12 protein-coding genes and 1 pseudogene are annotated in these 12643 nt (G+C 62.7%); 6 read left to right on the top strand and 7 right to left on the bottom strand.

The features are described from left to right. Nucleotides 1-52 precede the first annotated feature (52 nt). A pseudogene (locus tag P1U55_RS10065) lies at nucleotides 53-1033 on the top strand (cytochrome b/b6 domain-containing protein); the annotation flags it as partial. Nucleotides 1034-1425: 392 nt separating this feature from the next. Here P1U55_RS10065 and P1U55_RS10060 read toward each other — a convergent pair. Together P1U55_RS10060 and P1U55_RS10055 are read right to left on the bottom strand one after the other, a co-directional pair. Then, nucleotides 1426-2001 carry a YceI family protein gene (locus tag P1U55_RS10060; protein WP_301047447.1) on the bottom strand — a complete coding sequence of 192 codons (576 nt, stop codon included), beginning with the start codon at nucleotides 1999-2001 and terminating at the stop codon, nucleotides 1426-1428. A 175-nt stretch (nucleotides 2002-2176) separates the two neighbouring features. Continuing rightward, on the bottom strand, nucleotides 2177-2704 hold the full coding sequence (locus tag P1U55_RS10055; RefSeq protein WP_301047446.1) for a hypothetical protein: 528 nt from the start codon (nucleotides 2702-2704) through the stop codon (nucleotides 2177-2179). 326 nt (nucleotides 2705-3030) lie between these two features. Between P1U55_RS10055 and rpsF the strand changes: the two genes are divergently transcribed. From rpsF to rplI, 3 genes are read left to right on the top strand one after another with little or no spacing between them, the layout of a single operon-like run. Next, nucleotides 3031-3387, top strand: a complete 357-nt coding sequence (rpsF, locus tag P1U55_RS10050) for a 30S ribosomal protein S6 (RefSeq protein ID WP_301047445.1) — start codon at nucleotides 3031-3033, stop codon at nucleotides 3385-3387. Nucleotides 3388-3414: 27 nt separating this feature from the next. Beyond that, nucleotides 3415-3642: a 30S ribosomal protein S18 gene (gene rpsR, locus P1U55_RS10045; RefSeq protein ID WP_005852865.1), complete on the top strand. Its 228-nt coding sequence runs from the start codon at nucleotides 3415-3417 to the stop codon at nucleotides 3640-3642. 12 nt (nucleotides 3643-3654) lie between these two features. Continuing rightward, entirely contained in the window at nucleotides 3655-4296 is a 642-nt protein-coding gene (gene rplI / locus P1U55_RS10040; RefSeq protein WP_301047444.1) for a 50S ribosomal protein L9, read from the top strand. A 122-nt stretch (nucleotides 4297-4418) separates the two neighbouring features. Here the strand turns inward: rplI and P1U55_RS10035 are convergent, their stop codons facing one another. Beyond that, nucleotides 4419-5120 (bottom strand): hypothetical protein, encoded by a 702-nt coding sequence (locus P1U55_RS10035; protein WP_301047443.1) that lies wholly within the window; start codon nucleotides 5118-5120, stop codon nucleotides 4419-4421. Between the two features lie 146 nt (nucleotides 5121-5266). On the opposite strand from P1U55_RS10035, the gene P1U55_RS10030 reads away from it, so the two are divergent. Next, nucleotides 5267-5743, top strand: a complete 477-nt coding sequence (locus tag P1U55_RS10030) for a lytic transglycosylase domain-containing protein (RefSeq protein WP_301047442.1) — start codon at nucleotides 5267-5269, stop codon at nucleotides 5741-5743. A gap of 61 nt (nucleotides 5744-5804) precedes the next feature. Then, nucleotides 5805-7769, top strand: a complete 1965-nt coding sequence (locus P1U55_RS10025; protein ID WP_301047441.1) for a bifunctional 2',3'-cyclic-nucleotide 2'-phosphodiesterase/3'-nucleotidase — start codon at nucleotides 5805-5807, stop codon at nucleotides 7767-7769. A gap of 104 nt (nucleotides 7770-7873) precedes the next feature. Here P1U55_RS10025 and rsgA read toward each other — a convergent pair whose 3' ends face one another. The 4 genes from rsgA to P1U55_RS10005 form a co-directional block, all read right to left on the bottom strand. Beyond that, the gene (gene rsgA, locus P1U55_RS10020; protein WP_301047440.1) at nucleotides 7874-8911 is read right to left on the bottom strand and encodes a ribosome small subunit-dependent GTPase A; all 1038 of its coding nucleotides are present in this window, start codon (nucleotides 8909-8911) and stop codon (nucleotides 7874-7876) included. Between the two features lie 64 nt (nucleotides 8912-8975). Further along, nucleotides 8976-9914 (bottom strand): hypothetical protein, encoded by a 939-nt coding sequence (locus P1U55_RS10015; RefSeq protein WP_301047439.1) that lies wholly within the window; start codon nucleotides 9912-9914, stop codon nucleotides 8976-8978. 72 nt (nucleotides 9915-9986) lie between these two features. After that, nucleotides 9987-11321 (bottom strand): trigger factor, encoded by a 1335-nt coding sequence (gene tig / locus P1U55_RS10010; protein WP_301047438.1) that lies wholly within the window; start codon nucleotides 11319-11321, stop codon nucleotides 9987-9989. A 493-nt stretch (nucleotides 11322-11814) separates the two neighbouring features. Further along, entirely contained in the window at nucleotides 11815-12306 is a 492-nt protein-coding gene (locus tag P1U55_RS10005) for a GNAT family N-acetyltransferase (protein ID WP_301047437.1), read from the bottom strand. Nucleotides 12307-12643 lie beyond the last annotated feature (337 nt).

Here is a 12643-nt window from a genome sequence, read left to right as displayed (position 1 = left end):
ATTGCGCGCGCCACCACAACCCCTAGGATCGCCCAAACTCTTGGAGACACCCATGCCCCTCGCCAATACCCCCGCCCGCTACGGCCCCCTTTCCCGCGCCTTTCACTGGATCACCGTCCTGCTGATCTTCACCCTCTTTCCGCTCGGCAAAGTGGCCGAAGGCTGGCCCTATGAAACCCAGAGCGAACTCACCACCAAGGCGCTGCTCTTCTCCACCCATAAAACGCTGGGCATCCTCGCGCTCGCCGTCGCGCTGGCCCGCATCCTCTGGACGCTGACGCAATCACAGCCCCACCCCCTCCACCCGGACCGCCGGCTTGAAAGTTTTGCCGCTGCCGCCACCCATTGGGCGCTCTACCTGCTGCTCATCCTCGTTCCCCTTTCGGGCTGGATCACCCATGCCGCCAGCACCGGATTCGCCCCCATCTGGTGGCCCCTCGGCCAGGGCCTGCCGCTGATCCCAAATTCCGAAAGCCTCGCCCACAATGCCGCCTCGCTGCACTGGGCGCTCACGACGCTGCTGCTGCTTTCGGTGCTGCTGCATATCGCCGGGGCGCTCAAGCACGCGCTGATAGATCACGACGATACCCTCGCCCGCATGGCCGGTACCCCCTCCATCACCCCGCCCCCCGCGCCGCACCACCACGCCCTGCCCGCCATGGCCGCCCTCGCCGCCGTCACGGTCGCCGCCTTCATCGCCCTGATGCCCGGCACCGCCCCCGCCACGGCCCCCACACCAGAGGGCCAATCCCTCGCGCCCGCCGCCTCCGCGCCTGCCACGCAAAACGCCTGGACTGTCACCGAAGGCACCATTGCCCTCACCATCACCCAGATGGGGGCCGAGGTGAGCGGCTCCTTCCCCGATTTCACCGCCGCCATCACCTATGATCCCAACGCCAGCGGCCCCACCAAGGGCGCGGCAACGGCGCAAATCGCTATCCCCAGCCTCCAGCTCAGCTCTGTCTCGGCGCAGGCCCAGGGGGCCGACTTCTTTGATAGCGCCACCTTCCCCACCGCCACCTACAGCGGCCCCATCACCGAGGCCCCCGATGGCAGCCTCACGCTTGATGGCACCCTCACCCTCAAAGGCAAACCGCCGCTGTCCCGCTGCCCTTCACCCTCACGATCACCGGCGATACCGCCACCGCAACCGGCACCACCACCGTGGATCGGCGCAACTTTGATATCGGCTCCAGCTATAGCGACGAAGGCACACTCGCCTTTCCCGTCACCCTCACCATCTCCCTCACCGCCACACGGGCCGACTAACGCCCAATCGCGCAACGCCCCCCGCCGGAGCGGCGCGAAAGGGGTGGGCGGGCGGGCTTTTGCGCCGCTCTGGCGGGGGGATCACCCCACACCACAAAAAAGGGCCGCCAGGGTTTCCCCCGGCGGCCCAATCCTTCTCCAATCAAAACGACAGGCTTACTCGGCCTTCATCGCCTCGATCGAAATTTCAACCGTCAGCTCGTCGCCTACCACCGGGGCAAAGCCGCCAAGGCCAAAGTCGCTGCGCAGCAGCTTGGTGGTCGCGCTGAACCCGGCCCAGGGCACGTTGGCCATCGGGTGGTTATCGGTCTGCCCGTTCAGCACCGCATCCAGCACAACCTCCTTGGTCACACCGTTCACCGTCAGATCGCCGGTGATCAGCCCGGTGCTTTCGCCGGTCTGCTCAATGCCGGTCGACACAAAGCTGATATCCGTCGCCTCGTTCGAGCCAAAGAAATCACCGCTCATCAGGTGCTGTGTGCGCTCATCCCAGCCGGTGATCAGGCTGTCTTCGGGGAAGCTCACCGTCACCGAACTGTCCTCCGGGTTGGCCTTGTCCCACTGGATTTCACCGTCAAAGCCCGAAAACATGCTGACCGTCCGCGAAAAGCCCATGTGATCGTAGCTAAAAACGATCTGGCTGTGGCTGGCATCCACCACATAGGTCTCCGGGTCGGCCAAAACGGGGGCGGCGGTCAGCGCAAGCGCACTGGCGAGAAAAAGGGTCTTCATCAGGTCATTTGTCCTCATTATGGCGTTCAGGTTGGTCTCAATTCTGACCCTCACATGAGGGATTTGCGGTCCAGAACACAATACGCACCAGCGCACAGAACATGCGCTACCACGCGCATACTGTGCACAAACAACCCCATAACCTGAAGCCTGTCATCAGAGTGTCAGCTTCGTTTCAGACGGTCTGGCGCGCGTCCAGCAAATCGCCCCCGATCCGGCAGGCCGCCGCCCTCAGCGCATCGGCATCGCCGCTCAAAAGTGCGCGCCGCTTGCCGCCCAGGTCCACCATCAGCGCCCCGTGGCCATGCTTCCTGTCCACGTCAAGGCCAAGCACCTCGTCAAAACCCCATTGCGCAACCAGATGCGCCCTGTCTTTTGAAACCACACGCCGCCTGCGCAACACCCCCCGCGCAATATCAACCTCCAACTCCATCCGCCCACCGGTGCCCGCGCGCACGGCCAATATCCCGCCCGCAATGAGCAGCCCCAGCACCACAAGGCCCTTCACCGTGAGGTCTCCGCCCATTGGCACCGCCAAAAGCACCAGCCCCGCCATGATAAAACTGACCCCCAAAAAGCGGCCCATCGCCCGTGCGGGCGCACGATCCCCGGTTTCGCTAATCACATAGCCGCCTGTCACCTCACGGGTGCGCAGCGGCGCTTCGGGCTGGTGTAGATTGTCCTGCGCGTCGATGGATACCATGGCGTATCTGGCCTCATTGCAAAGGGTTACTCTTGGCGGTCCCTGCCGCCATCATGGCCCAAACCGCCGCCGGGGTGCGCCAAATTTCCAAACCCGCGCCCGCATCACCGCCGCCGCGCAGCCTTTCGGCAACACCCGCCCGAATGCCGCTCTCCCCCCGGCACAGCCACCACTTTGGCCCAAAAGCCTTGCATCACCCGCCTGCCCGCGTATAAGGCCGCATCTCTTCGCCAAGTTGATTGAACAGCGGAACCACTCGTGCCGGGGCGGCGAAGAGCCTTATCGCCCCGGCTTTGAAGCCCGCTCGAAACAAAAGGAAGACGCACATGCCGCTCTACGAGCATGTCTTTATCTCGCGCCAGGACCTTTCCGGCGCACAGGCCGAAGGCCTGATCGAACACTTCGGCTCCATCCTCGGTGACAACGGCGGCAAGCTGGTTGACCACGAGTATTGGGGCGTGAAGACCATGGCCTACAAGATCAACAAAAACCGCAAGGGGCACTACGCCTACCTGCGCACCGACGCTCCCGCGACGGCCGTGCAGGAGATGGAACGCCTGATGCGCTTGCATGATGACGTGATGCGCGTTCTGACCATCAAGGTCAACGAGCACTCCGAGGGCCCCTCGGTGCAGATGCAAAAGCGTGATGAGCGCGACGACCGTCGCCGCGAACGTCGCTGATCCAGCCTTAAGAAAGGACCATAAGCCATGGCCGCAAAACCATTTTTCCGCCGTCGTAAGGTGTGCCCCTTCTCCGGGGACAACGCGCCAGCGATCGACTATAAAGACACCCGTCTTCTCCAGCGCTACATCTCTGAGCGTGGCAAGATCGTGCCTTCCCGTATCACCGCAGTCTCGGCCAAGAAGCAGCGTGAACTCGCTCGCGCCATCAAGCGCGCCCGCTTCCTCGCCCTCCTGCCCTACGCCGTAAAGTAAGGAGAGACCCTCATGGATATCATCCTTCTCGAACGCGTCGCAAAGCTGGGTCAGATGGGCGAAGTCGTCTCCGTCAAGGAAGGCTACGCTCGCAACTTTCTGCTGCCCCAGGGCAAAGCCCTGCGCGCAAATGACGTGAACATCGCCCGCTTCGAAACCGAGAAAGCTCAGCTCGAAGCCCGCAACCTTGAAACCAAGAAAGAGGCAGAATCCGCCGCAGGCTCGCTCGACGGCCAGCAGTTCATCGTGATTCGTTCCGCCTCCGACTCGGGCGCACTCTACGGCTCCGTCACCCCGCGTGACGCCGCCGATTGCGCCACCGAGGCCGGGTTCACCGTTGACAAGCGTCAGGTGGCGCTGGCCCGTCCGATCAAGGACCTCGGTCTGCACACCGTCCACATCGAGCTTCACCCGGAAGTGGCGGTTGAGGTCACTCTCAACGTTGCCCGCTCCCCCGAAGAAGCCGAGCTTCAGGCCTCCGGCAAATCCATCCAGGATCTCGCCGCCGAGGAAGAAGCCGCCGCCGAATTCGAAATCTCCGAGCTGTTTGACGATATCGGGTCTGCCGCTTCGGACGATGACGATCTGGCTGACGGCCCGGCAGAGAGCAACGCCTCCGCCGAGGAAGACGCCGCCGAGGACAAGGACGCCTGATAGCGCGCCCTTCTGCATGAAAAATCAAAAAGGCCGCGCCCCCAAAGCGCGGCCTTTTTCATGGCCCCAAACCTATCCGCACCGTCACCATGCTACACGGGCAAACCTCGCCACGCCCCGGCCTAAAACCCCACGCGTGCCAGCGCGTCACCCACCTGATCGGTGACAAGGTAATACGCAGCGACCACGCCCATCGGCATGGCGATACACACCGCCACCTGCCCCAGCCGTGAAAGCCACCAGCCACGCACCGCCACGCGCGCCCGCCGCGCCATCTCTGCCGCGCCTGCATCCACCGTGGCCGTGCCCAGGCGCTCTGCCGCGCAGCGTGCCTTGCCCGTCAACCCGTGCGCCGGGCGCAACGCAGGCCGCGCTGGCACCGCCTGCCCCGTGATCGGCTTGAACAGCTCTGCCGGGATCGCAAAAGCCGCTCGCCGCTCATCAAACCCATCGCGCCGATATTCCCGCACCGCCTGTTTGAAGGCACAGCGAAAGTAAAACGCCTCCCGCCAACTCACCTCCAGCGCCGACACGGTGTAAAACCCCGCCTCGATCCGCGCCGCCAGCCGCTGCATATCCGCCAGCCGCTCCCGGTTGTCCCGCGCTTTCACCCAGATTTCCGCGTCAAACAACGCCCAGAACAGCCGCACCGCATTGGCCCGGTCCATCTCGCGCCGCCCAATCATCCATGTCAGCACGTCATGCGGGGTTTCATCCTCGTCCAACCCCCGGATCACCTGTGCCCACACCGCTTGGCTCTGGCTTTTCAACCACTCCACAGCGCGCTCATCTGGCGCGCCATTTGTTGTAAAGGACTGCCCCATCCCAATGATCCTCGACTCGGTTTTATCCGATGCAGCCGCCGAAATGAGGCAAATGTTGGGCAAGCGCCGCTATGCTTCGGCAAAAATCCCCACTGTTACGCCGAAGCCCCCTCGCCAAGCGCTCAAACCTGCGCCACCCTGATACCATGACGACTCGCCGCCACTTCCTTGCCCTGCTCGCCACCCTCCCGCTGGCCGCGTGCGCCGGTGGGTCCAAGGCGCCCAAGTCCCGCCGCGATACCTTCAATCCGCCGCTCTACCCGCAAGAAACGCCCGAGTTGCGCGCGTTGATCAACAAATATGCCGCCATCCACCAGATCCCGCGAGAGCTGATCCACCGGGTCTGCATCCGCGAAAGCACCCATAATCCCCGCGCCCGCAACGGCCCCTATTGGGGGCTGATGCAGATATTGCCGCAAACCGCGCGCACTATGGGCCACCGTGGCCCGCCGTCCGAGCTGCTCGATGCCGAGACCAACCTCAAATACGCCGGGAAGTACCTGCGCGGCGCCTGGATGGTGTCTGGCGGGGATATGGACGAGGCCATCGGCTGGTATGCCCGTGGCTACTACTACGAGGCCAAGCGCCTTGGGCTGCTCCACGAAACCGGCCTGCGCAGCTGACATACGCGCGTTACACCGCTGGGCCAAACCAGTGAAAACGCACCACAAAAAGGACAGACCCATGCCATTTCAACTCACCCGCCGTGGCTTTCTGGCGTCAACAGCCGCCACCTCGCTCACCCTGTTGCACCCCTTCTCGGCGCGCGCGCAGGCTGGCCAGGCCCACCTGCGCCTGATGGAAACCACCGACCTGCACGTTCACGTCTACCCCTACGATTATTACAGCGACAAACCGGTCGATACCGTCGGCCTGTCGCGCACCGCGTCTATCATCAAGGACATCCGCGCCGAGGCGACCAACTCGCTCCTGCTCGACAATGGCGACTTTTTGCAAGGCAACCCGATGGGCGATTACATCGCCTATGAACGCGGCATGAAAGAGGGGGACGAGCACCCCGTCATCACCGCCATGAACACCGTCGGCATCGAGGCCTCGACCTTGGGCAACCACGAGTTCAACTATGGCCTCGATTTCCTGATGAAGTCGCTCGCCAAGGCAGGCTACCCGGTGGTTTGCGCCAATATCGCCAAAACCAAGGGCGCAACCCCCACCGAGGATGACACCCTGCTGCCGCCCTACACCATCCTCACCCGCACCATCACCGACGGCGCAGGCGAGGCCCACCCGATCAAGATCGGCATCATCGGCTTCGTGCCACCCCAGGTGATGAACTGGGACCGCAAGCACCTTGAAGGCAATGTCGAGGCGCGGGACATCGTTGAGGCCGCCCGCGCCTATGTGCCGGAAATGATGGAGAAAGGCACCGATATCATCATCGCCCTCTCGCACTCCGGCATTGGCTCTGCCAATGAAAGCGACATGATGGAAAACGCCTCGGTGCCGCTCGCCACCGTCGAGGGGATTGATTGCATCATGACCGGCCACAGCCACCTTGTGTTCCCGTCGTCGACCTACGCCGATTTCGCCGCCGTTGATGCCGAGGCGGGAACGATCCACGGCAAGCCCGCCGCCATGGCCGGCTTCTGGGGCAGCCACCTTGGCCTGATTGATCTGATGTTGGAGCGGGATGGCGCGGGATGGCGCGTCACCGGCCACTCCTCCGAGGCGCGCCCCATTTCCAAGCGCAACGAAGACCGCTCCATCACCGCGCTGGTCGAGGATGATCAAGCCGTGCTCGACAGCGTGCGCACGGAGCATGAAGACACCCTCGCCTACATCCGCCGCGCCGTTGGCAAAACCGCCACGCCGCTGCACAGCTACTTCGCCCTCGTGGCCGATGATCCTTCGGTGCAGGTCGTGTCCAACGCCCAAGTCTGGTATATCGAGCAAATGATGCAAGGCACCGAGTGGGAGGGGCTGCCCATTCTCTCTGCCGCCGCCCCTTTCAAGGCCGGTGGCCGTGGTGGGCCGGAGTATTACACCGATGTTCCGGTGGGCGATGTGGCCATCAAGAACGTGGCCGACCTTTACCTCTACCCCAACACCGTGCGCGCCGTGGTGATTGACGGCGCCACAGTAAAAGACTGGCTGGAGCGCTCCGCTGGCATGTTCAATCAGGTCGAGCCGGGCAGCACCGATGCCCTCCTGCTCAACCCCGATTTCCCCAGCTACAATTATGATATCATCGACGGCGTGACCTACCAGATCGACTTGTCTCAGCCCTCAAAGTTCGGCCCCAAGGGCGAGCCGCTCAACCCCGATGCCAGCCGCATCACCGACCTGAAGTTCAACGGCGAACCCATTGACCCCGCGCAAAAATTCGTGGTTGCAACCAACAACTACCGCGCCTCGGGCGGCGGCAGCTTCCCCGGTGCAGATGGCTCCACCGTGGTGTTTGAAGGCCCCGATACCAACCGCGATGTGATCGTGCGCTACATCGTCGAGAAAGGCACAATTACCCCCAAGGCCGATGCCAACTGGACCTTCGCGCCCATGCCCGGCACCTCGGTGTTGTTTGAAACCGGCCCAAAGGCGGCAGACTTCGCTTCAACCATCGAGGGCGTCACCATTGAACCCGCAGGCGACGGCCAGGACGGCTTCATGCTGTTCCGCATCACGCTCTAAGCCCGCCAAACGCACCCGCCGCCGCCTGATCCCAGCGCGGCGGCGGGATCGGGTTCAGCTCTTGCGGCTCAGGTCAGCTTAGGGGCGCAGCGCAGCCCCCGCCCTCACCGTTTGCGGCTGCCCTTGATCGTGCGCTTCACCATCTTGCCAAAGGCCCGGTCGCGCATGCGACGGTCTGTCAGGCTCTCGGTGTTAAACCGCTCTTCCGCCACCAGCTTTTTCCAGCGGGCCAGCCGTGCGGCATCAATCTCGCCGCGCTCAACCGCCGCCAGCACCGCGCAGCCCGGCTCGCTTTCATGGGCGCAATCGTTGAACTTGCACTCGGTGGCCAAGTCCCGCAGATCCGAGAACAAATCGCCAATCCCGGCTTCCGCATCGGCCAGTTGCAGCTCTCTCATCCCCGGTGTGTCAAGCACCGCGCAGCCGCCGGGCACAAAGTGCAACTGGCGGCGCGTGGTGGTGTGCCGCCCGCGCGCATCATCCTCGCGCACCTCTTGCGTGGCCACATCCGCTCCGGCGGCCAAGGCATTGGTCAATGTCGATTTTCCCACCCCGGACGAGCCGAGAAACGCCACCGTTTGCCCCGCACCGCACCACGCGGCCAGCGCCTCGCTCACACCGCCGCCCTTGGCGTTTACCACCACCACCGGCACCAGATCAGAGATGCTGCCCGCCTCCTCGGCGTAGCGATCTGCATCCTCGGCAAGGTCAGGCTTGGTGAGCACGATCACCGGCTGGGTTTCAGCCTCCAACGCCAGCGCGATATAGCGCTCCAGCCGCGCTAGGTTGAAATCATTGTTGCAGGAGGTCACGATGAAGGTCGTGTCGATATTGGCGGCGATGCTCTGCATCCGGCGCTCAAGCCCGGCCGAGCGGCGCTTGATGATGCTGATCCGCTCCAGCACCCGGCTGCGCGCCGGGGCATCGGTATCATACATCAGCCAATCGCCCACCGTGGCATCGGGGCCGGGGGGCACCAGCGCCTCGATCTCCTCGCCCAGCACGTATAGCCCGTTGCGATGCACCTGCGTCACCCGCACCGGCGGGGTGCGTTCCATTTCGTCAATGTCTGTCTGCTGCGCAAAGAACGCCCGCCAGCCCAGCCCGGCCAATCCGCCCTTTGCCTCAGTGTTTCGCGCCATTGCGTCCCCGCTCAAGGCTCATCTGCCCCGCCCCGGTGTAGCCCGCCCCGCGCCGCCGCGCCAGCTAAAGCCCGGCAATCATCTGCTCCACACCCGCATCCGGGCTTGCGTAGCTTACCACCGCCACCTCCAGACCCGCGTTTGCATAAAGCCGCAAAGCCCGGCTCATCGCGTCTAAGATCCACGCCCGCTCATTGCCAAAGGCGCCGCCTCCAAGCAGCGTCAGGAACACTGGCACCTTGAGCCGCGCCGCCACCCCCAGCGTCGCCTCATAGGCCTCTTCCAGCACCAGCCGGGCAAAAGGCTCCCACGGTCCAGCGCCGCCATAGGCCACCGGCAGCGCCGAGCAATAGATCTGGCTCACCCTGTGGCCCCCGCCCTCCAGCGTCACCTCACTGTCGCGTTGCAGGCCCAGCTCCAGCAAGCCGCGATAAGCGTCAACCCGCCCGTTGATCCGCTCCGCCACCGCCTCCAGCCCGCCGGGGCGGGGCAGCGCATAGCCATTCTGCATGTCCCAAAGATCGCCCTCATCATTGCCCAAGGCATCCCCGAGCGCGGCGAGCGTATCAATCTGGCGCTCACACTGGCCGCGCGCGCCGCCGTGCTGCACAAAGTAATTCCGCCAGATCGTGCCCGCCGCGCAAGCCATGGCACAGGCCGGGCCCTGGGTGCGATCGCTCTCATAACAGGTGATCCCCTGCGCCGGAGTGCGGTGCGGCCCGATCATCTCCAGCAGGTTGAACTGCGAGGCCACCTGAAAGAGCGCGCCGGGATGCGCCAAATGCAGCGCCGCCGCCTCGCCCACCACCTGGCGCACCACCGTTTTGCCCCGCTTTGGCCGCACGCCCATACCGCGCGTGGTGACCCGCTCCAAAACGCCCGGCTGCAACACCCTGCCATTCACCCGTGAGCGCAGCCCGCCGCCCTCTTCGGGCTGAAGCCCCTCATACACCGCCTCCGGCGACGTTTCGGCAAAGCCGCACAAGCGTTCGAAAAAATCCATCCCGTCTCCCATAGCAAAAGGGCCACCCAGCGGGCGGCCCTTTTTTAACCTGTCACCTGTGGACAGGTCACATCATTCGTCGTCTTCCAGCTTATCAACGGCTTCTTTCAGCTCGTCCTTGCTGACCTCTTTCTCGCTCACATCGGCAAGCTCAAAGATGTAATCAACGACCTTGTCTTCAAAGATCGGGGCGCGCATCTGCTGCTGCACCTGGGCGTTGGTCTTCACGAACTCAAAGAACTCGCGCTCCTGGCCCGGATACTGGCGCGCCTGGCCCATGATCGCCTGGGTCATCTCGGCGTCGGTCACCTCGATCTCGTTCTTCTGGCCAAGCTCAGCGAGCAGCAGGCCAAGGCGAACGCGCCGCGCTGCCAGTTCCTTGTGCTCATCGGAGGGGGTGATCTCGGGGTGGTCATGGCCCTCAACGTCGGGGTTTTCCTCGTGCCACAGCTGGTGGGCAATCTGGCCGGCTTCTGCGTCAAGCAGGGTCGGCGGCAGATCGAAGGTGACCAGCTTGTCCAGCTCGTCAAGCAGATGGCGCTTCATCACAGCCCGTGCCGCGCCGCCATACTCGGCCTCAAGACGCTCCCGGATCTGGCCCTTGAGGGCGTCCAGATCGTCAGCGCCAAACTGCTTGGCCAGCTCGTCGTTGATCTCGGCCGCGGCCGGGGCCTTCACGGCCTTGATGGTGCAATCAAAAATCGCAGCCTTACCGGCCAGATGCTCGGCCTGGTATTCCTCGGGGAAAGACACCTCAACGGCCTTCTCCTCACCGGCCTTCACGCCGGTCAGCTGCTCTTCAAAGCCGGGGATGAACTGGCCCGAGCCAAGCACCAGCGGGAAATCTTCCGCCGAGCCGCCTTCAAAGGCTTCGCCGTCAACCTTGCCGACGAAGTCCATCACAACCTGATCGCCGTCCTTGGCCTTTGAGCCGGCCTTGCGGTCTTCAAAGTTTTTCGCCTGATCGGCGAGGCCCTGAAGCGCTTCATCAACGGCCTCGTCATCGGGCTTCACAACCAACTTCTCAAGCTTCACAGCCTTCAGGTCGACCTCGGGGATCTCGGGCAGCGCTTCGTAGCTGAGCGCCACGGTCACGTCGTCGCCCTCTTTCCAGTCTTCGTTGACCATCTTGACGTCAGGCTGCATCGCAGGGCGGTCGCCGGACTCTTCAAAGTGCTTGGACATCGCGCCGTCTACAGCTTCCTGCATGGCTTCGCCCATCAAGCGCTGGCCAAACTGCTTTTTCAGCAGCGCCATCGGCACCTTGCCCTTGCGAAAGCCTTTCAGCTCAACATCGGGGCGAGCCTCTTCGAGCTTGCTGGTGACGGTGGCCTCAAGATCGCTCGCCGGAATGGTGATCTCGTAGCCGCGTTTCAGACCTTCGTTGAGGGTCTCGTTGACCTGCATGATGTGCGTCCTCTTTGAACGGGAAAGGCCGCCAAAGGGGCGGCCAGAATTCGATTTGGGCTTTACTAGTTTGGGTGCGGCGGGGGATCAACCCCGATTCTGGTGCGCAGGCAGGCCCATTTGCGCGCTTCATCGCCGCATCCCCAAGGCCGCCTATCGGTGATTTCCACTGGAAACCCACTCATCGGCCCGTCCCCGCGCCGGGTTTGCCGGGGCGCTTTGCTCTGGTGCGGGGTGGGGCCTTCGGCAGCTAACACGAAGGCCCCAATCGCTTTTCTTTGAAAATCGAGCGCCGCCAGCAACGTTCAAAAAGAGCTGCGGCAACTTTCACCAAAGATGCAAAACCTTCGCGCACGACAAGCAGGATACACCGGATTTCCTGAAATCCATCAGGCACCCGCATCAAACCACATTGACCAACCATAAAACCTTATCACCCCAGACCGGACCTTCATCGCGCCATGTGCCAAGGTGCGCAACGCGGACAAAGTGTTCATTCAGTCTCTAGTCGATACTTGAGAAATGTTGCCCCATCGTATTCGATTTCACCGATACGTCTTGCCCCAAGTCTTTCGAGAGCACCTAGGTTTTTGCGGGACGGCGGCAAAAGGAATGTCACGAAAGGAATACGTTCGTCGGCAACGGCGAACTCAATTGCCTTTTTCGAAATACGTGTACCAAGACCAAAGGCGTCAGGCCGTAGGACCAGACCGAAATCCCACTCGTCACCTTCCTTCTGAAAACCACCCCACCCGACATATTTATTGTTTGACTGTATGGCCCAATGCCCAAGTCCATCGCGGCTCCAGCGCTCCTCTTTAGTGGCGACAAATTTGGCCACGGCAACTTCATCCCATTTGAAAGTCAGAAGCGGCATGTGCTCTGCAACACGTGGATCGGACATGTGATCAATAATCTCGGTCGGCTCAATTTTGGACAATCGAGTGAAGATAATCGCGTATTTCAATTGGGTTTCCATCTGCATGTATTAGCGCGCTCCCATAGGTTAACGCCTGTTTCCAAACAACACCCCATAGCCCTCGTGACGCCGATATGATCCAAATATCAATGTCTTTTTTGGGCTCTTTTGAGCCGTTCGCCGCGGTTTGCACGAACGGCGGCAATGCCGCATTCTCGATCTGGGCTGGCTGATGAGGTGAAGGTCAAAACCGTCTGACACTTCACAGGAAGGAGCCAGTGGTGCGCCCGTTCGAACGCAGGTCGACCTCAAACAAGGTACCGACCGCGCCGTTCAAACTTGTGAGAATGGTGCGGGTGAAGGGACTCGAACCCCCACGCCTCGCGGCGCCAGAACCTAAATC

This window comes from Vannielia sp. (genome assembly GCF_029212645.1).
Classification (GTDB): Bacteria; Pseudomonadota; Alphaproteobacteria; order Rhodobacterales; family Rhodobacteraceae; genus Vannielia.
Note: the sequence above shows the minus strand (reverse complement) of the source record. Positions and strands in the feature narration are given on the sequence as shown.

Coding starts and splice junctions, on each gene's coding strand:
- P1U55_RS10060 (WP_301047447.1), bottom strand. CDS start 2,001: ATGAAGACCCTTTTTCTCGCCAGTGCGCTTGCGCTGACCGCCGCCCCC.
- P1U55_RS10055 (WP_301047446.1), bottom strand. CDS start 2,704: ATGGTATCCATCGACGCGCAGGACAATCTACACCAGCCCGAAGCGCCG.
- rpsF (WP_301047445.1), top strand. CDS start 3,031: ATGCCGCTCTACGAGCATGTCTTTATCTCGCGCCAGGACCTTTCCGGC.
- rpsR (WP_005852865.1), top strand. CDS start 3,415: ATGGCCGCAAAACCATTTTTCCGCCGTCGTAAGGTGTGCCCCTTCTCC.
- rplI (WP_301047444.1), top strand. CDS start 3,655: ATGGATATCATCCTTCTCGAACGCGTCGCAAAGCTGGGTCAGATGGGC.
- P1U55_RS10035 (WP_301047443.1), bottom strand. CDS start 5,120: ATGGGGCAGTCCTTTACAACAAATGGCGCGCCAGATGAGCGCGCTGTG.
- P1U55_RS10030 (WP_301047442.1), top strand. CDS start 5,267: ATGACGACTCGCCGCCACTTCCTTGCCCTGCTCGCCACCCTCCCGCTG.
- P1U55_RS10025 (WP_301047441.1), top strand. CDS start 5,805: ATGCCATTTCAACTCACCCGCCGTGGCTTTCTGGCGTCAACAGCCGCC.
- rsgA (WP_301047440.1), bottom strand. CDS start 8,911: ATGGCGCGAAACACTGAGGCAAAGGGCGGATTGGCCGGGCTGGGCTGG.
- P1U55_RS10015 (WP_301047439.1), bottom strand. CDS start 9,914: ATGGATTTTTTCGAACGCTTGTGCGGCTTTGCCGAAACGTCGCCGGAG.
- tig (WP_301047438.1), bottom strand. CDS start 11,321: ATGCAGGTCAACGAGACCCTCAACGAAGGTCTGAAACGCGGCTACGAG.
- P1U55_RS10005 (WP_301047437.1), bottom strand. CDS start 12,306: ATGCAGATGGAAACCCAATTGAAATACGCGATTATCTTCACTCGATTG.